This is a genomic window from Tardiphaga sp. 37S4 (assembly GCF_021044645.1).
GTDB classification, from domain to species: Bacteria; Pseudomonadota; Alphaproteobacteria; order Rhizobiales; family Xanthobacteraceae; genus Tardiphaga; species Tardiphaga robiniae.
In genome coordinates this window covers 200,223-224,821 of the sequence record NZ_CP088008.1, presented here as the reverse complement: position 1 = coordinate 224,821, position 24,599 = coordinate 200,223, and the positions used below count along the sequence as shown (strand labels likewise).

Sequence of the window (24,599 nt, the reverse complement as noted above, 5' to 3'; positions counted from 1 at the left end):
ATCAGGCCGCCTGCTTGTGCATCGCGCCGGTCGCCGATCCGTTGCCGCGAATAGCCTTGATCGAACGTTCGATCGCCGCCCACAGCTTCCCGATCTCGCTGGCTGCGCGACCTTCTGCTTGATATTCGCGGGCGCCTTCGCCGTTGCCAAGCGCGAGCAGGAGATCTGCACGGTTGGTGATCTGACCGGACCACACCGGAGCCTTGAACTTGGCGAGCGCTTCGCGGGCGATCGTCACGATACGGCTTTCGGAATCGTCACGGCGTGCCGGCGCACCGTTGATGACAACCGCATAGGGCTTACGGGCCGAACGGCAGCTCTGGATCGTCGCCTGCACCGCATCGACGTCGAACACGCCGGGACGCGCAGGAATGATCACCATGGTTGCGTTCTTGATGGCATCGTCGACCACAGCCGATGTATTAGGCGGCGTGTCGATGAACACCCATTCAAAACCGTCACGCTTCGCGGCGGCAACCATTTCGGTCACGCTGCGATTTGCGATCTTCAGCGGCGGTTCATTTGTTCCCCGCAGCTTGTGCCACAGCGTCAACGAACCCTGCGGATCCGCGTCGATGAGCAAGCAAGGCTTCGTTGATTTATGAACTTGAGCAGCAAGATGTGCAGCCAGGGTACTCTTCCCCGAGCCGCCTTTACGCGATGCGAAAACTATGACGTTCATATGTTGGCCTCCAGATTGACCCCAGGAGGCGAAAATGAATCAGTCTGCTGATTCGTTAAAGTCATATTTACGCGTAATTCAAGGATATGTGCCTGATTTGTTTGGAATGTTGGTTTTTGAGTCACACAGTGCGGCGCAACAGGCCCGAAATGAGTCAGGTGTAGTACGCTTGTCGCCACTTTGTCGCACTCTGGTATCAAGTCAGGCGCTCAAATCTTGCTATCAGCGCCGTTGGAACGAGTTGAGTCCGGACCTTCGATAGCAATGCCCTTCGCGCGCTGACGTTCGATCCACTTTCGCTCAAGCCAACCGAGAAACTGCGCCACCGGTTTTTCCAGCGGCGGAATATCCTGCGCGATGAGGATGAGTCCGAGCGGCAACATCCAGAGGCCGAGCACAGGAAGAATGCTGAAAATTCCGCCGATAATCAGCAAAATGCCAAGCGGGAATCGCACGAGCTTCGATGAGGGCTTTCGCAACCAACCTACAAATCGAGCCGGTCGGGGCGGAAGTTTGGTTTCGAACCAGGCCAAATGCCGATTGAGTTCCGCCTTGTAGTCGATATTGGTTTCGCTGCTCAAAATGACGCTCCTCGTGGTCTGGAGATGTTGTTTCGTGTCGTGATACCCAACGTGTCAGTTTGTCACGGGTTCACTTTTTTGCCACGATCGATGGCGTCACGGTGCAGTGACTCAGCGAGATCACGCCGTTCTGCACGCTGACTAAACGTCCGTTCACGTGAGAGCGAAGCCTGATCAGCTCGGACGAGTCGGTTTTTTCGCCCTTCGCGACTTGACCGTGGGTTTGCGCGCGTTGACCGGCGTTGCCCGAAAGAATTGCGCGCAGCCCGGGCTCAATTGCGCCCGCTTCTGGATCATGCAGGCCGTCACGCGATCCACATCAGGAATGGCTGCACTGCAGAGCCGAAAGGCATCGCCGGTACAGAGCTGTTGCTGATCGTCGGTATAGGCTTGCGACGGCGTCGCCAAGAACGACGCGCCGATCATGAGTGACATGGCAAGCGACCCGCTCAAAATCCCTGGACGTACCGACATTAGTCCCCCCTGGTTGCACGTTATCGTGGGAGTGTCGGAGACGATTGCCAGCTTGGCAAGGTGGACGTGACGGGGATCGGGCTTGCCTTCGCGCCAGCCCTGTAGTTTCTCCCGAACATCGCGGCGCCGTTGCCCCGTCGCGACCTCGTGCGAGAGACGGTCCAAGATGAACAGTGAGACAAAAGCGATACTCCGAAACTGCGCGGGCGGTCCACGATCATGAACTGGACCCGTATTGGCATTATCGGCTTCGTGGGGTTGTGCGGCTGGGCGGCATGGCCCAAAGGAAATGACGCGACGCCGCCGCGCCCACTTCTGATCAGGGCAGCATTGAAACAGGTCGATGATCCCGTCATCATCCTCGGCGACAGTATCGTCAAACGCGCAACCTTCCCCCGTGCCGTATGCGGTCGGCCCATCGTCAATGCCGGAATCGACGGATCGACGACATCGAGCGGTCTCGATGCCATGCTGACAAAAGCACTTGGCGGGAAGCAGGCCGCCATGGTCGTCGTCTCCCTCGGACTCAACGATGCTGCGGTCCCTGTGAACGCGGACTCATACAGGACCAACTATCTCGCTTTGCTCGCGACGCTGAAATCCACGGCTCCACGAATGGCCATCGCGACGGTGACACCTGTTGAAGCCGGCAAATCCGATAGCGCGCGCATCAACAACCGGGCGATCGACAGCTACAACGCGTTGCTGCCAACCATCGCGGGCGATGCTGGCGCGAGCCTTGTCACCATCCCGTCCATGCCGGCGAAATACACAACCGATAGCATTCACCTGAATGATGCCGGCTATGCAATCTGGACCAAGGCGGTTCTCGGCGGGGTCAGCGACGTCCTCTGCAAAGGCAAGTAGCAGCAACGCAGAAACCCGCATCAGGCCTCGTTGACGCCAACGCCGCGCTCGTCAAGGAGCTGCTGCCCTTTCAACGTGATCCTAAATTTCGGCCCCGCTGCCGGCTTGGCTTGATCGATTACCTCGACAAGCCCTTGAGCAATCAGCCCGTCAAGCACGGCACGTTTTTCGGCATTGAGATCGAGCCCGGAGGCGCGCGCGATGTCGCACATCATCGCAATAGCGGTATTGCTGATATCAGCGTCGACCATGATTGCCTCCCTGTCGTTGGGAAGCCAACGGAACGATGGCAATCGAGTTCCACGACCGGCCCGGCGGAAGCACGCGGGCATTTACGACGTCGAGTTGCCCGAAGGCGGGCTGTTTGTGCGGAAACCTTACAGCCCCGAGCCAGATCGTGGGCACGCTGAGTGATCTGACCGGCGCGCCGGCGTTACCGGCCCGCCCCAAGCGGTCAGACATTGCCGCAGCCCAAAGCAACGGCCAGGCTCGAATCGGCTAAATGATTGATTTGTATGGTACAGTTGGGTGGTAACCGCATAACGCGAGGCTTGATGTTGATATCATTGATGAAATTCACGGATCGGTTCCGAACTTTGTAGCGGCGTTTGTATTAATTTCAAGGCCTGCCAAGCCCTAGCCACGCGGACCACCTCTCAAACGCAGCATGCGGCCATCGATTGGGCTAAACGCAATGGGCATACACCCCATGTCGCGTGCGTCCGGCACTTGAACGCCAAGAAACGCCCTGATCACTGGCGCGCCGTGTGACTTCTCTCCGCCCCAGAACGGACGGGTACTTTCGAGCGCAAAAAACGCAGTGCCTCGGTGGCGATTTCAAGAAGGTTATGGCCATCGACCACGACCGCGCCGGTTCGATCTCCAGCGATGGACCGGCCCGCCATCGCTCTTCCCGCCAGTGCGGGCGGCCTTTCATGGACGTCACCTGCTTCAAGCCCTCTCACGCTGACAGTCTTCACGTGCTTAAACGCGTTTGCAGTCTCGCTGGCCAAGCGAAAATTATCACTCTCTTTGCTGAACTCGTTGCGCAATCGAGCACGCTTATCGCGATGTTCTTTGCCATCCCATTGCGAGCGATCCGCCGGAAACGCCAGATAGTCCACAGCGTGATCGATTGCCACGCAGGCTAGAAAGCCGAGCCGCACGCTCGACGGCTTGCTGCGAAAATCATTCACCGTCGGCTCAATGATACCATCCAGATAGCGCTCAAGGTGTTCCATTTAAGTCACCCAATCTGGAGCCCCCGGCAGAATACTCGGCAGGCCGACAGTTACCGGCGTCACGGCTACTTCTTTGGGCGAGGCTTTACCTTTTTAGTGGTAGCGCGTTTTCGCCGAATGGCAGGCTCGAACACGGGAGCGTCCTCTGCCGGAACGATGGATATGATATGTTCGGGCAGGAACGCGACTGGACTTCCGAACTTCAGGGGCACGACCACAGGATCATTACTGATCTTTCCTATAAAGTACGGGCCATTCACGTCCGCAACTCGCACCCACATTCGCTCTCCGCCGAACCCGTCTTCTTCTAAGTCCGTCTCAAAAGCAAGTTTGACCAAGTCACCCGCTTCAATACCATTACGTGCCCGCTCTGACGGTATCTCGAACGTCTTGGGGTACAATTCATTCCGAGCCACACCACTTGCAAGCCACCAGCCTTCCGCTTCGGCGGTTGCTAGCCGCACAGACTTTCGCTTTCCCGCCTGCCAAAGTGGCGCCCCCCGAGCCGGAGGTACGAACTTTGGAACGCGATAGATTGCACGAAGCAATTCCTCAAAATTGCGGGCTGCCCTTTGGGGCGTCGTCATGTCGATGACGTAGGTTCCCGCGAAGTGGGTAGGGATCGCGCTTGTTTGCCCCGGATTTAGGCTGCCCCTTCGCAATATGGGTATGAACTTCCGCCGCGAGATGCCGGCTGCGATGCGACCTGAGATGATTTGTTGCTCGTACCCCACTCCGCCTCGTCTGGAATTTGCTCGCTTGGCATAATTCGGTGTGCATATGACCACGACATGGCCACTAGTAGCGATCCTCTTTTCCATGAATGCGGTAAGGCTATCGCCTGCCCTTACGTGCCACTCATCGAGCCAAACTCTCACGCCGTTCAAGACTAAGCGACTTGCTAAGTCTCTGACCCACTTCCGATGAGATGCATCGTCCCAAGAGTATGAGATAAAAACAGACGGGCTCGCGGCCATTTTTTAGCTCTGCACCATTAGCGACCAGAACATATTTCACTCCTGCTAATCCAAGGCACCCAGCGATGCCTAACAATTTCGGCTTTACGGCTCAGGATGGCACTCGCACCATTCGTACCGCGTGCTTACGAGGTTCGGAGTTCAGCGCAGAGCCATCTATAGGCCGGCTGGAAAGGCCAGCTGCCGCACTACTCATGGTCGCCGCCGCTTTGTGGGCCTTGTGCCTAAATCGTCCAATCGTATCTGGCGCCATTCAACCGATAGTATCTCGTTCGGAAAGCATCCATAGCGGCCTCGGTCTGGCTGAGAATGAGCACAACATCGCTGTTTTGTGGTAGGTCGTCTTCATTGAGGTCATCGAGATAGCTTCGGCTAGGCTCTCCTTCCAGTATCTGATGAATGGCTTTGAGAAGCCTGTTCACCATCTTGACTTTCGTTGGCCCGACCTGACCATCGGGCTTCTTTCGGGACAGCTCCTGAAACTCCTTGCACATGGCCTGAAGAAGCGGGCTGAGCGTGGTGTATTCGGCAACCTTATGCTCGGTCGTCTTTGACTGGTCGGATGCACGTGCCAACTCAACGCACTCCCTTCGGCGCCACGGCAGCAATCTCAGAAAAAGCGCCCGAAACTATCCAGTACCAAACGCCGTTATGGAGGCGCTTGATATTCTGCGCTTTAACTTTCTCCGCGCACTCGACAAATTGAGTAACGACGAAGCTGAGGTCACTATTTGTAGGAAGGTCGTCGACATCAAACCTTTCGAAACTCAACGTGGGCGCCGACGTGCCGAGTACCTGTTTGGCCGTCTCGAGCACGGAGTTGGCAAGCTCCACCTTGAACTTGCTCACGGGTTTATCCGGCAGCTTCTTAGATGCAGCCGTTGCTTCTTGATGGAGAGCATCAAGCTGAGCAGCCATCTTTCGAAACTTTTCCACCTCATCAGCAGTCATGACGGGCATTCCCTTTTAAAAGTTAAATAGCTTCTCTTCAGCACATCGAGAGGAGGTCGTCGCTTATCCTCGAAAAGATCTACCATCACGGACAAGTCTTCATCAGTGATTGGGATGATGCAGCGGCGCTGTCCTGACCACAGGTCAACGGTATTCCTGCGCATCGCTTTGGGCAGCGGATTGCGGGTCACCAACACACCAAAGCGACCAAACTCATCCGATAGGTAGCGATTGAGCTGATTGATGTGCTCTCGCTCGATCTGTCGTACATTTTTTATTTCACATACAAGCTGCCGCGTGCCGTAATCAGCGAATACGTCGCTCAAAAAATCTGCCTCGCGGTTCATATAAAAGATCAAGTCTCTAATTTGCGCACCACTGTCTGTACGGACCTGGTCATCCGCATAGTCGAGTTGCGGATAAAACATGTTGGCGAGAAGCTCGACCACTAGGTCTTCGTACTTGCGATCCGCGTTTTGGTCTTTTCCACTGGGAAGTTTCTGTATCGCTGCCAATTTCCGCTTCGCGGAGATCAGTGGGATTTGCGAGAAAAGGGGATCGGTTGCGCAATCAGCGGCAGCTCGCTCTTTGAATGCGATGTACTGCTGGACAACACCATAGTTGTGGCGATTGAAATTTAGTAAGCTGACGCGATCCCAGACGACCTTGTTGTGCTGATCGTCCTTTGGAATGTAATTCTTGAAATAGTCGTCAAAACCGATCCAAGGCGAATGTCGCAGCCACCGCTTCGGCACTAGCAAAATTGGAGAGCCGTCAGTCGGAGAAATCGGAAGCTCGATATCATCGATGGGCATCAACCTGTGCGACTGATGATCGTAGACATTGGCTAGTCTTGTCCTCGAACGCGGTATCCTCAGCCTTTCGCATTGCTCGATTGTGTAGTCTATCAAGAACGACTTGAGCAAATTGCACGCAATGTCGCTCACTCTATCCTTCGAGATACCATCCACGAACAACTGAATTTCTTCGAAGTGGGTGAAGCCGGCAGCGTACATAGGGACGCCTTCGAAAAGGCTTAGTATTTGTTGCGCGACAACTAAACCAATCCTTTTCCCTTTTTTCGTTGCGGCGCCACCTAATCCGACCTCTTCGCACTCAGACATTTGCTGGATAATCTGCACCGCTAAGTCGGCCTGACCTCCTCGCGAGAGCATTCCAAGTCGGTTGAACGCCGCGACCATTGCCCCGTGCAGTGATTGATCCTGCAGCGACGGTGACTTCCAAAGCAGAAACGGGTCAACGTAGAGGGGAAGGTCTTCTTCAAGGAATGGAATGGCGAAGTCCACGTTGGCTTGAGCAACGTCGATGCCATGAAATTCGGTGAGACGTGGGCGTACAAGGGCCATCTTCAGATCGGGTTAGCGTGAACGCCTCCTTCTACGCAACTATTGGTGTACTCAATCCCCACCAATTCACCCTGTGCATGTAGGAAGACAGTCGGGGAAGTAGCGAAATGTAACTTGCATCTGCGTGCCGATCCGTATCTAATTCTCAGGAATACGATACGGACGTGCGGTGCAAGCCATGGTAAAATCAACGAAATCTATTAAGGCATTCTCGTATTTGAGGACTTCCTCAGCGGCGAACATAGGGGAAGACAAGGACAGCGGCCGCAGGCAGCTCCTTGCCATCGAAGGGTTCGCGAGGCGAAGCGGCATCGAGTTGGTCGGCACCTATCACGACGAAGCGGTGAAGGGTTCCGACCCTATCGACACGCGTCCGGGCTTTGGAGAGATGCTGGAGGCGCTTGAAGCCAACGGCACCAAAACGATCATTGTCGAGACAGCCAGTCGGTTCGCGCGAGACCTTATGGTTCAGGAGGTTGGGTTCGCAATGCTCAAGTCACGCGGGATCGACTTGATCGCCGCAGACAGTCCCACGTCGTTCCTGGATGACACGCCTACTGCCCGGCTCATCAGGCAAGTGCTGGGCGCAATCTCGGAGTTCGAGAAGGCCATGCTTGTGGCGAAGCTCAAGGGGGCACGGGATCGCAAGCGGCGCACTGGCGTCAAGGTTGAGGGGCGGAAATCCATCAACGAGGAGCGGCCTGAAACCGTAGAGCTTGCACGTAGTCTGGCACGGGCGAAGCCGAAGGGTGGCAAGAGGTCCCTGAGAGAGATTTCTGCGGCGCTTGCTGCAGCAGGCCACACAACGAAGGCAGGAACGCCCTACGCTCCAACAGCCATTAAGCTCATGCTCGGACGGCCGTTGCAACGTACTGCCAGCAGTTCGACACATGGAGAACGCCGGTGACCCTCGCAGCACTCCTCAGCGCACTAGTGGTGTTCGCAGTCTCGTTTGAGCTAACGGGCACCGCTGCAGTTCTGGGCGCGGCTCTGGTCGGGCTCGCATTGTTCGGTGGGTAGCCTCATCCTTGCGAGCGCCCTACGTCCACCTCGGGATTTTTCAAACGATGGGTCCTTTCTTGCCACCGGACCCTGAATTGCTCGACCCGGCTTACCCGACTTCAAACAGTTCGGGTTTAAGAGTGCGCCGCCGCCTGACTTACGGCTGCAGTGTCACGCGAGACACAGACCTTTTAATGCAGAGACGTGCGAGCATTTACGTCTAACGTGGTTTCGGGGCCGCAAGCAGTAGCCGCAGTAGCCGCTCGGTGCGCTTTATTTCCCCCACCGTGTACTTGCCCGCCGGGAGCATGCTCGCGAGCACACCTGTGTCTTTTATCGTCTGCTCCGGCTTTTCCCTTTTGTGGTGCATCAGACTTCGGGGCCATGCAGCGAATACATATTTGTACCCGCGATACTTATGGGCGGCGTGCGCGATGACATCCCGCATTCGTAGCACCGTCCTGTAGGACACCCCGAGTTCATCTCGGATAGCTAAAAGCGACGGCTTGATCTCCCTGTAACCGGGCACGTGTTTGGGCGGCTCGTAACTGAAGACACGAGCTGCGCTAATCCACGTACTCAAAGGGATCCTGAGCCGCTCAAAGGAGGTGCCCACTGTCGCGCTGAAAGCCTTGCGACACCGCCTGCACTGGTAGAGCCCATCCCGGTGGCTATGCTTCTCTCCTCCAATTTCAAAGACATCCGGTTCTCTGGCCGCGCAGTGCGGACACGCGGGGCCTTCGGTCCACCTGAGCCGCTCTAAGAGCTGGCGGGCTGCGGTGTCGTCTTCAAATGGAGAAAGCATAGGGACTTCGTGGCGCGGCAATGATGCAAGCAAGCCAATCTACACTGTTTTGTTAGCTACACACAAGAACACGCACTTCGAAGATTTTCTTTCGACAAATCAGAACCTTAGATGTTTGTCCTACCCGCTTATAGAGGAAAAGGCTGAGCTTTTGCTCCCTCCCTCCCCCGAGGAGACACGCAGGCCCCCGATGGCCAAAACAAGCTGCTCCTCGGGCTCCCTTTTTTCCACCACTCCAACAACACACGTGAACGAACCATCATCATCACACACAGGGCCGTTGCAGGCCCCGGACTTCAAGCAGGTCCGCTCCTATCTTCGCACCATCAAGCAACGCGAGGCCCTTGGCGGCTTCATCAAGGCCGGGTGGTCACCTCAAGAACTCGCTGAGTTCGCTCGGCAGGTTTTCCTCGCACCCGCTAAGACCTATCCAACAGCGGCGTCCTATCAGTACGCAATAGAGAAAGGTGCAGACCATCCGTACGCCGTGGAGACCCTGAAGGACCTAAGGGCACCCGGGTTCACAATGCCGCCCTTCGATAGGCCCGCTCAGAAGGAATACGAGTGGGACGATCCTGCTAACCCGAAGCACACGGCTGAACTGAAAGCCGAAATCGAAGTGATGGCACGCCTCTGGATCAATCGTGAGGCCAGCTTCCGAGAAGAGCCGTGGCCCACGGAATACCCGCCGATACCGAAGGCCCATTGGAAGCGTCTCTTTCGACTACGCAATCGCTACCATTCGCTTGAGAACACCTTGCAATTCCAAGGACTGCTTGGGTTCAGCAAGCCCGAGGCCAAAGAGAATGCTGTTGAAGTTAGCTGACACTTGACAACGCATCGGCTCGCCAAGGGATCCTCGTGCTAACTCACGGCCTCCCACAACACGCAGGAGGTCGCATGTCCGTACAAACGCTCACTAAGGAGACAAAGGACAGCCTTGCTCGCTTTCGGCTGACCATCAAAGCGCTGCTCTCGATGCACCCCCGCATGACCACGTCACAGGCAACGACCTTTGTTTACGTAGCGATGTCGCAGGAGGAGTTTACTGTTTCAACACTGGCTACCCTGTGCGGTGTCGGGTCCACAACAATCTCGAAACACCTAAGGGACTTTGGAACGGCCACCCGACCAAGAGGACCCAACATGGGCCTCCTTACGACCGTTCAACGAGCCCACGACGACCGTAGGCAATATCGGGTGGTCCTCACCGACCGAGGAGTTATCGTTGCTCGAATGCTGGGTGAGATAGTGAGAGGCCGACGGCTCGACCTAACTGACCTACCGGAGGATACCTGAAAGCCAAGTCTGACGTTTGGGCCCGTGCAGTAGCTCCATTGAACACCTCGGCCCCATTGGTCCCACCCGCTCTGCCACTTATTGCTCTCTTGACGTTCGGCCCGAGTGCACACCAACAACACCAACTCTCTGAACACGCCCGAGAAGGGGCTCAGGTAGTCTTAGGGTGGTGTGGTGGCGGCTTATCTCTGAACTCGCCTCCTGAGGCTCGCTTGCGGTCCCTAGGAGCCCACAAGTCTGCCTAAGGCTCGCTTTAGTGCGTCTCCCACTATGGTCATAGACTTCTACACGCCTCTGTGTACCAAAGGTCCCCCTGAGACCTCTAATGATGATCTTCTTTAGAGGTTTGAGGGGGTGATTATCTCCCAACATACCCCTTAACCCCTGCACCTCCCTTAGAGGCCTTAGGGGCTCCTTTCCGGCTGGTCGGTGTCGACCAACCATCATTTCCCAACCTCCCTCACAAGCCCATCGCTGGTGTTCTCAGGAACACCTATCGGCTTGTCGTGTCCCTACTAGGAACACTACATTTAATGAACGATACCATAGCTCTCCGAGAGCAACACACACTCGCCCTCGTGTGCCCTCATGAGTTTTCTCAGCGAATGCACCGGCACTGGACCCTGCCCTGTCCTGAAGGTCTTGGTCAGCACTCATCGTCGGCCTTGGTCACCCTCTGGCGCATCATGGGAGAGAACTTCCAGATTGCCACGGTCGAAGCTGCGACTGGCGTTCAATCACCATGGCGCATCCTGCAACCGCCGACTGGTACAGGCAAGACCCAAGGGACCTGCGTGTACGCTGCCATGCAAGCGGAGTTCAATCGAGAGACTGAGGGTGCATTGAGCCCCGTGGGGATGCTCATCGTTACGCGGTTGAAAGAAGATGCCGACAACATTCGGAACACCATCAACACCATAGCGAGCCGTGCCGTCGCCGTTGTGCATCATTCAGGCAGCTATGCCACCCCGCAACAACTCCATGATAGCGATGTCGTGATTATCACTCACACCGCGTTCATCAACGTTAAGAGGGACACCAAGAGCCTCGATTGGAAGTCTTGGGATCACTTGATGTCTTGGCGAGGCGGTCAACGGCTCCTCACTATCATCGACGAAGCTCTCGCTAATGTGGTGGACGAGAGCAGCGCAACCATCGAGAACCTGGCTTTTGTTATCAGTCAGATCCCACCCGAGGTGCGATCAGCGTTGCCGAAGCAAGTGGCGCTTCTGGAGCAGGTGCATCGAGTACTTCAGGCCTACATCGATCCTGATGAGCTGGATTGCGCCATGTCGATGATATGGGGAGACGAGCGCGCCCCGGGCGCTCCAGACTTCGCACCGCTCCTCTCTGCCATGAGCGCGCTACCTTATGATCGGATCGTGTACGCCCGCAGTAATACCAAGGATCGTATCAGGTTGGCGGAGCGTGTTGCAGAGACCATCACGGCGGTTCAGTCGTGCCTTGAGCAATTCGCCTACTACGCCAAGTCAGGGAAGTGGCACTCAATCAATTCGGCAGCTCTCGCCGTACCTTTGAACGCGCCGGGACCTGTGGTGCTCGATGCGACAGCTCGGGCGAATTTTCTCTGGGACCTTTTCGAAGAAAAGCATGAGCGTCCTGTGGTTCCGGCCCATGCCCGTGACTACAGCAGCGTCAGGCTTCACGTCGCTCGGGGCAGCGGGCTTGGAAAGAATACCATGGCTGAACGCATCGGAGAACGGATGCCACGCATCAAGAAGGGTCTCGAAGAAGCCATAGGGCCAGACCGCTCGGTGTTCATGTGCGTCCACAAGGATGTTGAAGACGTCATCACGAAGAAGCCCAACAACGCGAAAAGCTGGGTGGAGAAACTGAACTTCAAGGAGTGTTCAGTCGGGCACTGGAACGCCGTAGATGGCCGCAACACGTGGCAGGATTGTGATACAGCGGTGATCCTCGGGTTACCCTACCTTCCGCAGACGTGGTCCACGAACATGTTCTGTGCCCTACAGGGTGCTCAGGACGACAAGTGGCTGCAGTCGCCGGAGTGGAAGCAGTTCAAGAATGTGCGAAAGGAGATGGAGCAGCGCCAGATGTCGGTGTCGGTCATTCAGGCCATCAACCGCATTTGCTGCCGTCGTGTTGTCGATGCTGAAGGTCATTGCCCTCCAGCAGATATTTTCATCGTGCTGCCTAAGGATGCCATGGGCGACGCCGTCCTCGATGACATCAAGGCGGACATGCCGGGCATCGACGTGAGGCCTTGGGACTTCGCTCTCGACCACGCCAAAGAAAAGAAGCCGCGTGGCGGCAGTTCTCACGCCCGGCTGATTGCTTATATGGCAAAACTCAACGCGGGCTCGGTATCCCTCTCCGCCGTTCAGCACGACCTGCAGCTCAACAGCGTCAAGAAGTTGCGAGAGACGTTGAACAACGGTGAACACCCGACAACGCAAGCGCTCAGAGATTTGGGCGTGAGCTACATTCCGGGCGTCGGGCGAGGATCGAAAAGCTTCCTGTTGAAAGCAGCATAACCACATAGGCCGCACCAAGGGTATCCATTAGGGCTCCTCTGGTGCGGCCTTATTTTTTCTGTCGTTAGGCTACGGCGACTAAGCGCGCTCGAACATTCGTGCACTCAGGTCGATACCGCACTCGGCCGCCAAGCGGTCCACGATGGCCTCCAAGGTCTCTCCGGTACGGCGAACGCCTTCCCAGAAGCCCGCCACTCTGTCGGTGGGAGCAAACACTGCCCGCTCACCTGCTTTGATCATTGCCCAAGCGCACAACTCAACTGCGTAAAGGATTGAAGCCAAGATACGGACGATCATTGTCTATGATGCCTTTGTGTCGTTCCGGCGTGGCCCTGCCACTTGCCGATGGTTAAAGCGTGATGGTGCCCCGTGGACGCCTTTACTCCCCAGCGGTGGACACGTGGCGGCCCCCTTTGGGTGAACTCTTCCCAGACAACTTACGCACGCAACGCTTACGTAGGTGAGCTTCCCCTCAACTGACCTTGTACCGAGGAAATTTCTTTAGGGCCGCCGCCATGTCCTCTAGCGTCGGCGTACCATACTTGCGTCCCTCCGAGGCGGGCGCATGTCCTGTGATGGCATCATGGACCTTTTCGGAGATGCCAGCGCGCTCGGCTATCGCCTTGAAGGAATGCCGCCAGCCGTGCGTTGGGCTGACCTCTGGGTCTGCAACACCGAGTTCACGTACCCATGTACTCAGGTGCGCCCTTGCGGTGGCCGCTCGGCTACGGGAGGGCTTGAGAAGGTCATTATGCTTTCGTTGCTTCGATGTGTCGGGATTGTAGAACAGCGGCCCATCGCCCAACTCATTGACCATCTTGATGAAGCCCTGAGCCACGATGTGCTCGTGTATCGGGACCGTGCGAGTTTGACGCGTCTTGACCGTCCCCGCATCAGGCGTGAGCTTCATAGAGTAGAAGCCGCTTTCATGCCGCGCGACATCCTTGCCCCGCAGTTGGGTTATCTCACCCGCTCTCGCACCAGAATACGCACACAACCATGGCACCCAACGTCTGACGCGGGCCGTGGCAGAACTCATGTCCTTCTCGCTTATCGTCGCCTGCAAAATTAGCCGAACCTCACTCGGCTCGAACGCTTTGGTCTCGCGGCTACGTGACCGCTTAGGCACGTCCACTTTAATGCCGGTGAACGGGTTATGATGGACGTGCTTGTGATTGAGAGCCCAACCGAACACGCTTCGCGAAGCCGCAAGCCAGACTTCGCGGACTGTCGTCGGGGCACGGTCAGGCGTAACGAGCCCTTTGATCCAAGTCCGAGCCTCCGCCTCCGAAATTGACGCGGCCGCTCTGTCGGTGAATTGAGCTTTCATGTTGAGGAAAACGGCACGCCAGCGGCTCACTGTCCCATCTGCCGGTTTGACCGCTTTCACGTACTCCTCAAAAAGCTGCCAGCAATCGAAACCGTCCGCTGCTGTCACACGATCCGTAGTGAAGGCCGGGAAAGTCTCAGGGATATCATCGGGGCTGTAGTCGCCTGCAGCGCGGCGCTCCAGTAGATGGATTGCCGGTTGCAAATTATCACTCACGGCATCCACGAAGAGCGCATACGCATCAGCATTTAACGCGAGACCTTGGTCAGCCAAAAAGGACGCCACGCGAGCAAGCTCGGCAATTCGCGGACGTACGGCCTGCCGCACCTCGGGCTCTTTTGCCCATTCCCAATTCGGATCAGCTTTGGGGGCCTCGTGGTAGCTTTCTGGGGCCTCGGGCAGGAGCACTTCGTAGGCCAGATAGTCACTCATCTCACGCCACTGCTTCGGCGTTCCCGGGTCGCCCACGTGCTTACCCACGAACCACATGTACCAACGGCCCGCCAAGGCGAACGCGTTCATTCTCGTTAGCGGTTGCCCCTCGCCCTTCGCGGCGGCTCGTATCGCGGATATCCGGGTCTCTATCTCGGCCAGCCACTCGCCGTGCCGTGCCTTGGCAGCGGACTTTGGCGTGCCCGCAGGAAGCCGGAGTATTGCCTCCCATCGCACACCATAGAGACGTGCGTAGGTTTCTCTGACGTCCGCAGGAATGCCCTTGCGAGCGATATACTCGCCACTCTTCGTGAGGCTAAGGCCAGCCATTCTCAACGCCATTTGTTACGCTCTTTGTATTTTGAGCGAACAAATAAGCCAAGTCTATCAACACGATACTGTAACCACAGGGGAATTTTCGGGTGTGGTACAGTTGGGTGGTCTCGAACCACCGACCTCCTGCTCCACAAACAGGCGCTCTAACCAACTGAGCTACAACTGCATCCTGACCGGCCCCAAAATCAGGGGGTCCCGAACAGGCGGGAAACTAGGTGCAACGCCTCACTTTGGCAAGGCCGCGATGATGATTTTTGGCGCAAACAAAAGCCCGGGCTTGCGGCCCGGGCTTTCGATTATTTGGCGGTGCGATCGGCTCAGGCGGCCGGCTGGAACAGCTTCGAAGCGCCGGTCTTGATCGGTTCGGCGGTCTCGGTGGCGATCTTCTGGCCGAGTTCGGCCAGCTGTTTGGTCTGACCGGTGAAGGTTTCAACCTGGCTGCGCGCAAAAGCGGTCCACAGCTCCATCGCCTGCGAAGGCGACTTCACGCCGATCAGCGACTGAGCGAAGTCGAAGCCCGCATTGGTGTTGGTCTTGGCAATGTCGAGCAGCTTGGCCGAATATTCGGCAGCGCCCTTGGTGGCCGTGCCGAACACGGCTTCAACCGTGCTGTTATGGGTCTCGGCAGCGTCCTTGAACTTGGCATAACCCTCGCGCGCCTGCGAGACGCCCTTTTCGGCGAACGCGCGGACCTGCTCCGGCACCTGGAACGGGATAACGGAAGATGAGAACGGATCGGTCGATTCGGCCATAGCGTGCATCCTTCGTGGTGGGGGTGAAATCAATAAACCCGTGGAGGCTGCGAAAGGCACCGGTGCCTTTCATCAGCTGGCGGGAAACAGAGCGGCATCGCCATCAGCGATGCGTCATTGTGGTTACCGCAATATCATGTCGGAATTGTGCGGCGCAACAGAATATTGCACCGCAGAATCGCATGAGACCCGGATCGAATGCGCGCCCACGTCATGGAACTCGCTCAATATCAACCATTGATTGCGGAACGGAGAGCGCAGGGGTCGGTCAGCTCTTGGGCTTGGCGGCGTCCATGGCAGCGCGGCTCATGATCTGGCCCATTTCGCTGGCCTGCTCTGCCAGCGACTTCATCTGCGACTGCACGTATTCGCTGTGGAGCCGCATGACGTCGCCGAGATCCTTGGCGTGCAGCAACTGCTGGGCATAATCCAGCGACGCGGCGACGTTCTTCTCGGCATAGGCGATGGCCTTGGTGCTGACATCCTTGGCGCCGGCACGCACGGTCTCACCTCGGTTTTCGATCGACGACGCCGTGCTCTGGGCGCTGGCCAGAAACTTCTCGAATGCCTGCTTGGCCTGGTCGAAGCTGGCTTCGGCCATTGCGCGCATTTCCTTCGGAATTTCGAATTGGTCGGTCATGTCCCGCTCCATTTTGCATTGACGAAGCCATCCACGGCCCCGTCTCCCGTGTCGCCCACTGCAATCTAGCCGAGCTTGGCATCGCCGATGTGACGCGGCGTCCCGTCCTCGTCCGATCCCATCGTGGACCTTTGTTTTTGTTTTGCAACTGCCAACGCATGGCCCAGCCCCTCCGTTCGGCAGAATGCCGAACCCTCGGAGCGGATTAACGTTATTGCTGCTTTGGCCTGCTGGAATGGGCCGGGGACGTGGACCTGCGCGCCCGCGCGGGCGATACTAACGAATTATTAAGGATGTCATCGTTTGGCCCGCAATCTGTGACGCGGATACCGGACGGGCGCCCAACGAGTCAGTCATGAAGTGCCGATGAACAATGCGGATTTTCAGTTGCGGGGCGTTGGCGATGCACGGCTGGCCGTACACGCCACCAGCAACCAGCCGGTCTGGCTGTGGTCGCGCGACGGCACCCGTGTGCTGTGGGCCAATCCGGTCGGCGCGCGACTGTTCGGCGCCCGTAACGCAGCGGACCTGTTTGCCAGGACTTTCGGACCCGCCGATACCCATCGCCGCCAGATAGCCCAGCTCGGCTCCCGGTTGCCGGCCAGTGGCGCAATGCGGCTGGAGCGCCTGCGCGGCTTCGGCGCGGCGCTGGGCAGCCTGATGACCTGCGCCTGCTCGCAGCTTGAATTTCCCGATGGCGGCAGCGGCATTCTCGTTGTCGCAGCGGAGCCGCTCGGTGGCCGCGGCATGCCGCTGGTCGAACGTCTGCAAAATCTCGTCGAGGGAATCGACAACCCGATCGCCGCCTTTGCACGCGACGGCCTGTTCGTCGGCGCCAACGAAATGGCTCGGGCGCTGCTTGGTTTTCGCAATCTCTCCGATGCCGGCCTCGATCATGCGCGCGACGGCGCGCTGAAGGACGGCCGCATCGAAACACCTATCGGCTTTGGCCGCATGGTACTGCAGCGCGTGGGCAGCGGCGCCGATGTCGGACTGGTGGCGCTGATCGCGCCGGGCGCTGTGCATCCGGCACCGAGCGAAGAAGAACTCGAGGCTCCGGCAGAGCCGGAAGCCAGCGTTGAACCACAGAGCGCCCTTGCAGAGCCGAGCGACCTCTTCGTCGAATTCGACCAAGCCCCCGGGGCAAAAGACCCGAGCGAAAACGCCATCGACATAGACGCTCCGATCGAGCCGGAAAAAACCGAGATCGATCGCGACGTACATCTCGAAGAGGTGATCGCCGAAACCATCGCACATGCCGACGCACCGACTGAGACTGATGCGCAGTCGCCCGCCGTCGAAGCCGTTGCCGACCAACCTGCGTCCGTTGCGCTGCCAGAGATCGAGCCGCGCACGACGCCGCTCCGTTTCGTATGGCAGATCGATGCGGAGAAGCGTTTCACAGTGAACTCCGACGAGTTCATCCACCTGATCGGCCCGCGCACAGCGGCAAGCTTTGGCCACAAGTGGAACGATCTCACAGCCGAATTCAACCTCGATCCCGACAGCCACGTCGTCAAGGCGATGGCCACGCAGCAGACATGGAGTGGCATCACGCTGCTCTGGCCGGTGGATGGCGGTGGCCGCCTGCCTGTCGAACTCTCTGGCCTGCCGCTGTTCGATCGCGAGCGCAATTTCACCGGCTATCGCGGTTTCGGCGTTTGCCGTGACCTTGATGGAATGACGCGGCTCGCCGAGCAACGTCGACATGATCACATCGGCGATCCACCGCCCCGACCATTATCCGCCGACGTCGCGCAGGCCGGCCCTGTCGGCGACAGTCTCGATGAACCGATTGCCCTCACCACCAACCCGATACCAGAACAGACACCACCGCCAACCACACCGGACAGCACCGTGCAACCACCCGAGAACGTCGTGCCATTTCGACCAGGCGATCCCAGATCGCCGGCACTGACGCCTGTCGAGAACAGCGCCTTCAACGAGCTTGCGCGGCAATTGTCGGCGCGGCTTGAGTCGGAAACGGGACTGATCACGAGCACGAACACACCCGAAGCGGACAGCGAGACGGACGATGCACCGACGGCTACCCAGACCTTGTCTCAGCCAACTGAAGCGGCGTCACAGGCTGCCTGGCTGACAACGCCACCGGCTGCACCACGCGGCGAGATGACGCGCGACAAGGTGCTGCTCGACCTGATGCCGGTCGGCGTCCTGATCTATCGCCTCGATCGCCTGCTGTTCGCGAATCCCGCCTTCCTCGCCCGGATGAACTATCCAAGCCTGAACGCACTGGAAGAAGCGGGTGGCCTCGATGCGCTCTATGTCGGAGCTGATGTCTCTTCTGCGGCCAGCACCTCGGATGACGGCACCGCCGTCACGATTTCGGACGGTGACCAGTCCGGCAACACAGTGCCCGCCGAAGCGCGCCTGTACACGATTTCATGGGACAACGAACCGGCGCATGCGCTGATTTTCTCTCCGCCCAAGGCAGAGCCTGTCGCCGCCCCTGTTACGATCGCTGCGCCCGTTGCGGACGCGCCCTTGCCCGCCGGCCATATCGATGCCGAAGATCTGGCCACGATCCTCGATACCACGGCCGAAGGCGTCATCATGTTCGATGCCGAAGGCAACATCAATTCCTGCAACCGCAGCGCCGAGGCGCTGTTCGGCTATAGCGGCGAATTACTGACGCAGCGGAATCTGACCGACCTCTTCGCAGCAGAAAGCCGCCGCGTGGTGCAGGACTATCTCGCAAGCGTCAAGGACTCCGGCGTGGCCAGCCTGATGGATCATGGCCGTGAGGCCCTGGGCCAGGTGCGCGCCGGCGGCCTCGTGTCGCTGTCGATGACCATCGGCCGCACGCGCACGGATGGACCGAACTTCTTTGCCGTGTTCCGCGACCTGACGCAGACGAAGAAGACCGAAACCGAACTGCTGAATGCGCGCCGCCAGGCCGATCGTGCGGCAACGGCCAAGGCGGATGTGCTGGCGCGGATCAGCCACGAGGTCCGTACACCGCTGAATGCCATCATCGGCTTCGCGGAAGTAATGGTCGACCAGCGCTTCGGCCCACTCGGCAACGAGCGCTATGTCGAATACATGAAAGACATTCGCGCCTCGGGTGAACGGGTCATCGCGATCGTCAACGATCTGCTCGATCTGTCACGCATCGAGACCGGCAAGATTGACCTCGCTTTCACCACGCAGAACCTCAACGAGATGGTGGAGCAATGCGTCGCGGTGATGCAGCCGCAGGCCAATCGCGGCCGCATCATCATCCGTACTTCGCTGGCGCATCTGCTGCCGACCGTCGTTGCCGACGCCCGCGCGCTGCGGCAGATCACGCTGAATCTGATCGGCAACTCGATCCATCTCGCCAATGCCGGCGGTCAGGTGATCGTCTCCACCGCATTGTCGGACTTCGGTGAGATCGTACTGCGCGTCCGCGACACCGGTCACGGCCTCAACGACAACGAACTCGCCGCCGCGATGGAGCCGTTCCGGAGTTCGACGCCGGCGGATTCTTCGGAGAGTTCGGGTGTCAGCCTGTCGCTGACCAAAGCCCTCGTCGAAGCCAACAACGCGCGCTTCCAGATCAAGACCGCGCCGAGCTCGGGCACGCTGATCGAGGTGGCATTCTCGAATGCGGCGATGAAGGCCTGAGCGGCCTTCACCGATTTAGTGACTGAGCGCCATCGCCGCGTCGGAACGGCGTGGCTTGCGATAGCCGATCAGCAGCGGACCGAATGAGACGGCGAAGCCGATAAAGGCCGCGACCCACGTCAATGCTGCAACATGGAGCAGCGGCGGACTGTAAGCCGGCGCGATCACGGCGCCGATCCGCGCCAGTGCCGCCACGATGACGGCAGCATAGATCATCAGCGTCGTGCGTGAGGCATGCAGTGCCTGGCCGGTATGACCGAGTGTTGCCCGGCTCATGACAGCCAGCGTCATCACGCCCGCCGCACCTGCCATCCATGCATGCAGGCCGGCGCTGGGCGCGACCCATCCTGCTGCCGCTGCGGCATTCAGCAGGAAACCCAGCGGCACGAAAGCGTAACCAATATGCAGGATCAGCAGCAGGCCCTCGCGCCAAGTCCGATTGCCGGCCCAGCGCGCGAGACGCATGATGTGCAGCAAGCCGACCAGAGCGAGAGCCACTCCCGTTAGTTCGGCAAAGGGCTGCGCGATCCACAGCACCAGCGCAGCGGCGCTGACGGCAATGACAACCATATCGAAACGCGCGAACGGCACTGGAAGCCGACCGGGATTCTCGCGCACCAGCCAGTTGCGGGTGAAGCTCGGAATGATCCGCCCGCCGATCAGCGAGATCAGCAACACCACGACCGCGACGCCGATCCGGATGCTGACGTCTGCGACGCCAGCAAGATGAGCTTCAACATGAAAGGCGATGTTACCGAGCAGCAGGAAGGCGACGATGCCGACCACTGGCAGATTGCGCCAGTTGTGCCCCGCGGCGATCTCGCGGGTTGCAGCGGCAGCGACCAGCGTCAGGAAACTCACATCGACCAGCATCGCCACGAGCCAGCCCGTATAGGCCGAAAATGTCATGCAAGCGCGCCCAGCGATCCAGAGGACGACCAGCCCGAGCAATGGCAAGCCCCGGATCGGCAACCGGCCGGTCCAGTTCGGAATGGCCGTGAACAGAAAGCCGGTGACCACGGCCGACATGAAGCCGAACAGCATCTCGTGAATGTGCCAATCGCGCGGCGCAAAACCGGTGGCCAGAGCCAGCCGGCCATGGAAGGCCGGCATCCAGACCAGAATTCCCAAGCCGGCATAACACGCACCGAGCAGGAAAAAGGGGCGGAAGCCGGCCGAGAGCAACGGCCAATCGGCGATGGAGCGAACACGAAGAAGCGTCATCGTTACTCTCCCGTTTGGGGCGTGTTACTTCGCAGCGACTTTCTCGAACAGCGCCGCGAACGCTGTCTTGGCCTTGCCGGGATGGGTCACCGCCTTGGCTTCGGCCGCGTTGGTTGGCGTACCGACCACCACCAGTCCCACCATGCCCATGCCGTAATGCGGCGCGCATTTCACGCCGTAGACGCCGGGCTTGTCGAAGGTCACCACGAGGTCCTGGCTCATCTTGCCAACGAAGGGCGTCGCATCGGCGGGCAGCATGCCTTTGACCGATTCAACGCTGTGCGCCTTGTCGGTCGACACGAATTTCACGCTATCGCCGGGCTGCACATTGACCAATGCGGGCTCGAACACCATTGCGGCCCCGTCAGCGCCCTTGTTGAGCATTTTGACCTCGACCTCCGCAGCGCCAGCGGCGCCTGTCAGAGCGAAAAGGACGGCGGCGGTTGCAAGCATAAGAGCCTTGCGCATCGTATTTCTCCGTAAACTCCGGTCATTTCAGCCGGATGCGCCAAATTAGGCCTGCCGCCCGGCCCCGACATTGCGCCAGCGCAAACTTCCGCTTGATCGACGCCCGCAATCACGGTCTAGAAGTGGCCGGAACGGGAATTTGACGGAGAACGCATGTCGGCGGTCGACAGCTCCATGGTCGCGCATCTGCCGCTGTTCGAGAGTCTCGACACCGCAGCCTGCGAGGCGATCCTGCGCGAGGCGCATTCGATCCGCGTCCCGAAGAACAAGGTGATTTTCGAGCAGGGCGAGGACGTCCACTCGTTTTATCTGCTGCTCCATGGCCATATCCGCGCGACCAAGATGACGCCCGCCGGCGAACAGGTGATCGTGCGCTATGTCGCGACCGGCGAGATCTTTGGGATCGGTCAGGCGATGGGGCTCGCAACCTATCCGGCAACCGCAACGGCGGTGGATGACAGCGTGGTTCTGGTGTGGCCTGCCACGATCTGGACGCGGCTGGTTGCCGACTATCCCGCCCTCACCGCCAATACGCTCAAGACCGTCGGTAGCCGGTTGCAGGAGGCTCATACGCGCGTGGTCGAAATGTCGACCCAGCAGGTCGAGCAGCGCGTCGCCCACGCCTTGCTGCGACTGGTGAACCAATCAGGCCGCAAGACAGCACAAGGCATCGAGATCGATTTCCAGTTGAGCCGTCAGGATATCGCTGAGATGACCGGCGCCACGGTCTTCACAGTGAGCCGCACGCTCAGTACATGGGAACAGCGCGGGCTGATCGAAAGCAGCCGGCAGCGCATCGTGCTGCGCGAACCCGAGACATTGCGTGCGCTTGCCGACGCTTTCCCAGGTGATGACGCGTAGCGTAATTACGCAGCTTCGAACTGCCTGACTTCGTTCGACACGTCACCGAGTGGGATCGAGACGGCAGCCCTGACGCCCTGAGCATCGTCGCGGTTTGCGATATCGAGGCTAAAGCCGTTACGATCCGCCGCCGTCCGGGCAATCGCCAATCCGAGCCCCGTGCCGTCGATATCCATCGGCGCCGCACGGAAGAAGCGGTCGTAGAGATACGGCACGGCGGATTCCGGTATTCCACATCCGCTGTCGATCACCTCGATGACGAAATCCGTGCCTCGGCGCTCAGCCTTGATGCTGACCGCGCCGCCGGCGCGCGTGTAGCGCACCGCATTGTCGAGCAGGTTCGAGACAATCAGCCGGAGATCGGCGGCACGAACATTCAATTCATCACGCGTCCCCGGTAGAATCGCGAGTGAGACGCCCTTGGCCTCGGCGATGGACACGAAACCGGACACCACCAGCCGCACGAAGGCCTCCGCATCGACGACTTCGGCTTCGCTTTCGATGCCGGCATCGGCGCGAACCATGGTCATCAACTGGTTGACCGAATAGGAGGCCCTTCGAATCCCGTCGAGCAGATCCTGCGCGATTTCACGCTCAGGCCCGTTGAGCTCCCGAGCCCGCAGATTATCGATCTGGATCTGAAGCGCCGCGAGCGGAGTCCGCAATTCATGTGCCGCGTCAGACACGAAGCGACGCTGGGTCTCCAGCGCGGTCTGATGTCGCTCGATCAGGGAATTCATGGCTGTCACAAGCGGAGCGACTTCAACCGGCACACCTTTCAGGCTAAGTGCATCCTTCGCATCGGCACTGCGCTGCCCGATATCCGCCGATAGCGTCCCAAGGCCAGACAACACGCGCTTGACCGCCCACCAGATCATCAACCATGCGATCGGAATGGCGGCGATTAGCGGCACCGCAGCGCCCGCGGCCGCATAGGCGGCCACTTCCTCGCGCGCGCTCCAGCGCTGCGCGACCTGGATGGCATGCGTCGCGTCGCGCGACCTGAACACGCGCCAGCGCTCTCCGCCCGCGGTCACGTCGGCATAGCCGAGTTCCGACTGAAACGGGATATCGACTGAAGGGCCTGAACGGTGAACGGGCTGTTTCGACTGATCCCAGATCTGGATCACCAGCTGGTCTTCCAGCTCGGCATCGATCCGCGGCTCGATATCATGCCGGAACACCATGCCCGCCGTAAGCGCAACCTCGTGAAGAGCGTTGTCCTGAAAGCTGTTCACCTCGTATTTGACGAAATAATAGGACGTGATGGCCGCAGCGACACCGACGAAGATGAGCAGCCCCGTGACGTAAGTCATCACGGTCTTTCGCAACGACGTCATGCGCCCTCCTTGGTGACCATCCAGCCCGCACCGCGGACATTGCGGACAATGTCCTTGTCAAATTTCTTGCGCAGCCCGTGAATCAGCACATCGACCGCGTTGCTCTGCACTTCCTCGCCCCAGCCGTAGATCCGGCTCTCGATCTGGCTACGCGACAGAATCTGCCCGGGCCGCTCCATCAAGGCCTGCAGTACCGCAAATTCGCGCACCGACAGCAGATGCTTGATATCGCGGAACGTTGCCACCTGCGTCGATGGATCCAGCGTGATCTCCGCAGACGTCATGAGCGACACCACGCGACCATTGGCGCGGCGCGTGACTGCGCGGATTCGCGCGAGCAGGACCGGCAGTTCAAACGGCTTGACGATGTAATCGTCTGCGCCGAGATCGAGACCCGCCACCATGTCTGACACGCCATCCCGCGCGGTGATGATAAGGGCCGGCGTGGTCATGCCGGCTTTCCTTTTCGCCTTGAGCACGTCCAGACCGGACATCTTGGGAAGACCGATATCGATCAGTGCGACCGCATATTCCGACCGGTCCATCGCGGCGAAGCCATCGCGGCCATTGCGCGCCCAGTCGACGCTCATGCCATTCTCGCTCAGGCCGCGCACCAGCGCCTTGCCGAACATGGCATCGTCTTCGATCAGTAGAACGCGCATCATTCAATCTCGTGCCTGCGGGACATTCGGAAAGCCAGTCAGTCAGACAACATCGGAGGCATCCCGATATTCCCTTATCCCAGGTGTCGGTGACTGCGGCGCTTACGCGCATTGCAGCGCTTGTCCAGTGACCAATAGCCCGGCGCAGGCTAGGCGCCGCTCCTC

At 58.9% G+C, this 24,599-nt stretch carries 23 protein-coding genes and 1 tRNA gene; 6 read left to right on the top strand and 18 right to left on the bottom strand.

Annotated elements, in window-relative coordinates; genetic code table 11:
• Position 1 precedes the first annotated feature (1 nt).
• The 3 genes from LPB73_RS01075 to LPB73_RS01065 form a co-directional block, all read right to left on the bottom strand.
• A complete protein-coding gene (locus tag LPB73_RS01075) occupies positions 2-682 on the bottom strand; it encodes a ParA family protein (protein ID WP_068728738.1) in 681 nt (226 codons plus the stop codon).
• A gap of 209 nt (positions 683-891) precedes the next feature.
• The gene (locus tag LPB73_RS01070; RefSeq protein WP_231079282.1) at positions 892-1,263 is read right to left on the bottom strand and encodes a hypothetical protein; all 372 of its coding nucleotides are present in this window, start codon (positions 1,261-1,263) and stop codon (positions 892-894) included.
• A gap of 174 nt (positions 1,264-1,437) precedes the next feature.
• Positions 1,438-1,902, bottom strand: coding sequence for a hypothetical protein (locus LPB73_RS01065; RefSeq protein WP_231079281.1), 465 nt, complete (start codon positions 1,900-1,902; stop codon positions 1,438-1,440).
• A gap of 54 nt (positions 1,903-1,956) precedes the next feature.
• Between LPB73_RS01065 and LPB73_RS01060 the strand changes: the two genes are divergently transcribed.
• Complete coding sequence (locus LPB73_RS01060) at positions 1,957-2,604, top strand: SGNH/GDSL hydrolase family protein (protein WP_231079279.1); 648 nt, start codon at positions 1,957-1,959, stop codon at positions 2,602-2,604.
• A 20-nt stretch (positions 2,605-2,624) separates the two neighbouring features.
• Here LPB73_RS01060 and LPB73_RS01055 read toward each other — a convergent pair whose 3' ends face one another.
• The 6 genes from LPB73_RS01055 to LPB73_RS01035 all read right to left on the bottom strand — a co-directional run bounded on the left by LPB73_RS01055 (position 2,625) and on the right by LPB73_RS01035 (position 7,140).
• A complete protein-coding gene (locus LPB73_RS01055; protein ID WP_231079276.1) occupies positions 2,625-2,855 on the bottom strand; it encodes a hypothetical protein in 231 nt (76 codons plus the stop codon).
• A 501-nt stretch (positions 2,856-3,356) separates the two neighbouring features.
• Positions 3,357-3,845, bottom strand: a complete 489-nt coding sequence (locus LPB73_RS01050; protein WP_231079274.1) for a hypothetical protein — start codon at positions 3,843-3,845, stop codon at positions 3,357-3,359.
• Positions 3,846-3,910: 65 nt separating this feature from the next.
• The gene (locus LPB73_RS29220) at positions 3,911-4,822 is read right to left on the bottom strand and encodes a TIR domain-containing protein (RefSeq protein ID WP_414716842.1); all 912 of its coding nucleotides are present in this window, start codon (positions 4,820-4,822) and stop codon (positions 3,911-3,913) included.
• A gap of 224 nt (positions 4,823-5,046) precedes the next feature.
• Positions 5,047-5,397 carry a hypothetical protein gene (locus tag LPB73_RS01045; protein WP_231079272.1) on the bottom strand — a complete coding sequence of 117 codons (351 nt, stop codon included), beginning with the start codon at positions 5,395-5,397 and terminating at the stop codon, positions 5,047-5,049.
• Between the two features lies 1 nt (position 5,398).
• Complete coding sequence (locus LPB73_RS01040; RefSeq protein ID WP_231079270.1) at positions 5,399-5,773, bottom strand: hypothetical protein; 375 nt, start codon at positions 5,771-5,773, stop codon at positions 5,399-5,401.
• Positions 5,770-7,140: a hypothetical protein gene (locus LPB73_RS01035; protein WP_231079268.1), complete on the bottom strand. Its 1,371-nt coding sequence runs from the start codon at positions 7,138-7,140 to the stop codon at positions 5,770-5,772. Before LPB73_RS01035 ends, LPB73_RS01040 begins: the two co-directional genes overlap by 4 nt.
• Positions 7,141-7,318: 178 nt before the next feature.
• On the opposite strand from LPB73_RS01035, the gene LPB73_RS01030 reads away from it, so the two are divergent.
• A complete protein-coding gene (locus tag LPB73_RS01030) occupies positions 7,319-8,047 on the top strand; it encodes a recombinase family protein (RefSeq protein WP_231079266.1) in 729 nt (242 codons plus the stop codon).
• 315 nt (positions 8,048-8,362) lie between these two features.
• Here LPB73_RS01030 and LPB73_RS29215 read toward each other — a convergent pair whose 3' ends face one another.
• Positions 8,363-8,947 carry a transposase gene (locus LPB73_RS29215; RefSeq protein ID WP_414716841.1) on the bottom strand — a complete coding sequence of 195 codons (585 nt, stop codon included), beginning with the start codon at positions 8,945-8,947 and terminating at the stop codon, positions 8,363-8,365.
• 190 nt (positions 8,948-9,137) lie between these two features.
• Here LPB73_RS29215 and LPB73_RS01025 point away from each other — a divergent pair, with 190 nt between their 5' ends.
• Positions 9,138-9,773, top strand: coding sequence for a hypothetical protein (locus tag LPB73_RS01025; RefSeq protein ID WP_231079264.1), 636 nt, complete (start codon positions 9,138-9,140; stop codon positions 9,771-9,773).
• A gap of 1,006 nt (positions 9,774-10,779) precedes the next feature.
• Positions 10,780-12,762: a hypothetical protein gene (locus LPB73_RS01020; RefSeq protein WP_231079263.1), complete on the top strand. Its 1,983-nt coding sequence runs from the start codon at positions 10,780-10,782 to the stop codon at positions 12,760-12,762.
• Positions 12,763-13,234: 472 nt separating this feature from the next.
• Here LPB73_RS01020 and LPB73_RS01015 read toward each other — a convergent pair whose 3' ends face one another.
• From LPB73_RS01015 to LPB73_RS01000, 4 genes are all read right to left on the bottom strand, one after another.
• Complete coding sequence (locus tag LPB73_RS01015; protein ID WP_231079261.1) at positions 13,235-14,854, bottom strand: tyrosine-type recombinase/integrase; 1,620 nt, start codon at positions 14,852-14,854, stop codon at positions 13,235-13,237.
• Positions 14,855-14,949: 95 nt separating this feature from the next.
• Positions 14,950-15,026 (bottom strand) — tRNA-His (locus tag LPB73_RS01010).
• 151 nt (positions 15,027-15,177) lie between these two features.
• A complete protein-coding gene (locus LPB73_RS01005) occupies positions 15,178-15,612 on the bottom strand; it encodes a phasin (RefSeq protein WP_068728746.1) in 435 nt (144 codons plus the stop codon).
• A 268-nt stretch (positions 15,613-15,880) separates the two neighbouring features.
• A complete protein-coding gene (locus LPB73_RS01000) occupies positions 15,881-16,252 on the bottom strand; it encodes a phasin (protein WP_115033036.1) in 372 nt (123 codons plus the stop codon).
• Positions 16,253-16,618: 366 nt separating this feature from the next.
• Between LPB73_RS01000 and LPB73_RS00995 the strand changes: the two genes are divergently transcribed.
• Positions 16,619-19,879, top strand: coding sequence for a PAS domain-containing protein (locus LPB73_RS00995; protein ID WP_231079260.1), 3,261 nt, complete (start codon positions 16,619-16,621; stop codon positions 19,877-19,879).
• Between the two features lie 15 nt (positions 19,880-19,894).
• Here LPB73_RS00995 and LPB73_RS00990 read toward each other — a convergent pair whose 3' ends face one another.
• Both LPB73_RS00990 and LPB73_RS00985 read right to left on the bottom strand, forming a co-directional pair.
• Positions 19,895-21,103, bottom strand: a complete 1,209-nt coding sequence (locus LPB73_RS00990) for an NnrS family protein (protein ID WP_231079258.1) — start codon at positions 21,101-21,103, stop codon at positions 19,895-19,897.
• Between the two features lie 24 nt (positions 21,104-21,127).
• Entirely contained in the window at positions 21,128-21,571 is a 444-nt protein-coding gene (locus LPB73_RS00985) for a pseudoazurin (protein WP_231079255.1), read from the bottom strand.
• Between the two features lie 153 nt (positions 21,572-21,724).
• On the opposite strand from LPB73_RS00985, the gene LPB73_RS00980 reads away from it, so the two are divergent.
• Positions 21,725-22,432, top strand: coding sequence for a Crp/Fnr family transcriptional regulator (locus tag LPB73_RS00980; protein WP_231079254.1), 708 nt, complete (start codon positions 21,725-21,727; stop codon positions 22,430-22,432).
• A gap of 5 nt (positions 22,433-22,437) precedes the next feature.
• On the opposite strand, the gene LPB73_RS00975 is transcribed toward LPB73_RS00980, so the two are convergent.
• Both LPB73_RS00975 and LPB73_RS00970 read right to left on the bottom strand, forming a co-directional pair.
• Positions 22,438-23,772, bottom strand: coding sequence for an ATP-binding protein (locus LPB73_RS00975; RefSeq protein WP_231079253.1), 1,335 nt, complete (start codon positions 23,770-23,772; stop codon positions 22,438-22,440).
• Positions 23,769-24,434 (bottom strand): response regulator transcription factor, encoded by a 666-nt coding sequence (locus LPB73_RS00970; RefSeq protein ID WP_089266246.1) that lies wholly within the window; start codon positions 24,432-24,434, stop codon positions 23,769-23,771. The genes LPB73_RS00975 and LPB73_RS00970 overlap by 4 nt, the downstream gene beginning before the upstream one ends.
• Positions 24,435-24,599 lie beyond the last annotated feature (165 nt).

Bases quoted from the DNA above. Each gene is read 5' to 3' on its own strand.
- LPB73_RS01075 (WP_068728738.1), bottom strand. From the start codon at position 682: ATGAACGTCATAGTTTTCGCATCGCGTAAAGGCGGCTCGGGGAAGAGT.
- LPB73_RS01060 (WP_231079279.1), top strand. From the start codon at position 1,957: ATGAACTGGACCCGTATTGGCATTATCGGCTTCGTGGGGTTGTGCGGC.
- LPB73_RS01055 (WP_231079276.1), bottom strand. From the start codon at position 2,855: ATGGTCGACGCTGATATCAGCAATACCGCTATTGCGATGATGTGCGAC.
- LPB73_RS01050 (WP_231079274.1), bottom strand. From the start codon at position 3,845: ATGGAACACCTTGAGCGCTATCTGGATGGTATCATTGAGCCGACGGTG.
- LPB73_RS29220 (WP_414716842.1), bottom strand. From the start codon at position 4,822: ATGGCCGCGAGCCCGTCTGTTTTTATCTCATACTCTTGGGACGATGCA.
- LPB73_RS01040 (WP_231079270.1), bottom strand. From the start codon at position 5,773: ATGACTGCTGATGAGGTGGAAAAGTTTCGAAAGATGGCTGCTCAGCTT.
- LPB73_RS01035 (WP_231079268.1), bottom strand. From the start codon at position 7,140: ATGGCCCTTGTACGCCCACGTCTCACCGAATTTCATGGCATCGACGTT.
- LPB73_RS01030 (WP_231079266.1), top strand. From the start codon at position 7,319: ATGGTAAAATCAACGAAATCTATTAAGGCATTCTCGTATTTGAGGACT.
- LPB73_RS29215 (WP_414716841.1), bottom strand. From the start codon at position 8,947: ATGCTTTCTCCATTTGAAGACGACACCGCAGCCCGCCAGCTCTTAGAG.
- LPB73_RS01025 (WP_231079264.1), top strand. From the start codon at position 9,138: ATGGCCAAAACAAGCTGCTCCTCGGGCTCCCTTTTTTCCACCACTCCA.
- LPB73_RS01020 (WP_231079263.1), top strand. From the start codon at position 10,780: ATGAACGATACCATAGCTCTCCGAGAGCAACACACACTCGCCCTCGTG.
- LPB73_RS01015 (WP_231079261.1), bottom strand. From the start codon at position 14,854: ATGGCTGGCCTTAGCCTCACGAAGAGTGGCGAGTATATCGCTCGCAAG.
- LPB73_RS01005 (WP_068728746.1), bottom strand. From the start codon at position 15,612: ATGGCCGAATCGACCGATCCGTTCTCATCTTCCGTTATCCCGTTCCAG.
- LPB73_RS01000 (WP_115033036.1), bottom strand. From the start codon at position 16,252: ATGACCGACCAATTCGAAATTCCGAAGGAAATGCGCGCAATGGCCGAA.
- LPB73_RS00995 (WP_231079260.1), top strand. From the start codon at position 16,619: ATGAACAATGCGGATTTTCAGTTGCGGGGCGTTGGCGATGCACGGCTG.
- LPB73_RS00990 (WP_231079258.1), bottom strand. From the start codon at position 21,103: ATGACGCTTCTTCGTGTTCGCTCCATCGCCGATTGGCCGTTGCTCTCG.
- LPB73_RS00985 (WP_231079255.1), bottom strand. From the start codon at position 21,571: ATGCGCAAGGCTCTTATGCTTGCAACCGCCGCCGTCCTTTTCGCTCTG.
- LPB73_RS00980 (WP_231079254.1), top strand. From the start codon at position 21,725: ATGTCGGCGGTCGACAGCTCCATGGTCGCGCATCTGCCGCTGTTCGAG.
- LPB73_RS00975 (WP_231079253.1), bottom strand. From the start codon at position 23,772: ATGACGTCGTTGCGAAAGACCGTGATGACTTACGTCACGGGGCTGCTC.
- LPB73_RS00970 (WP_089266246.1), bottom strand. From the start codon at position 24,434: ATGCGCGTTCTACTGATCGAAGACGATGCCATGTTCGGCAAGGCGCTG.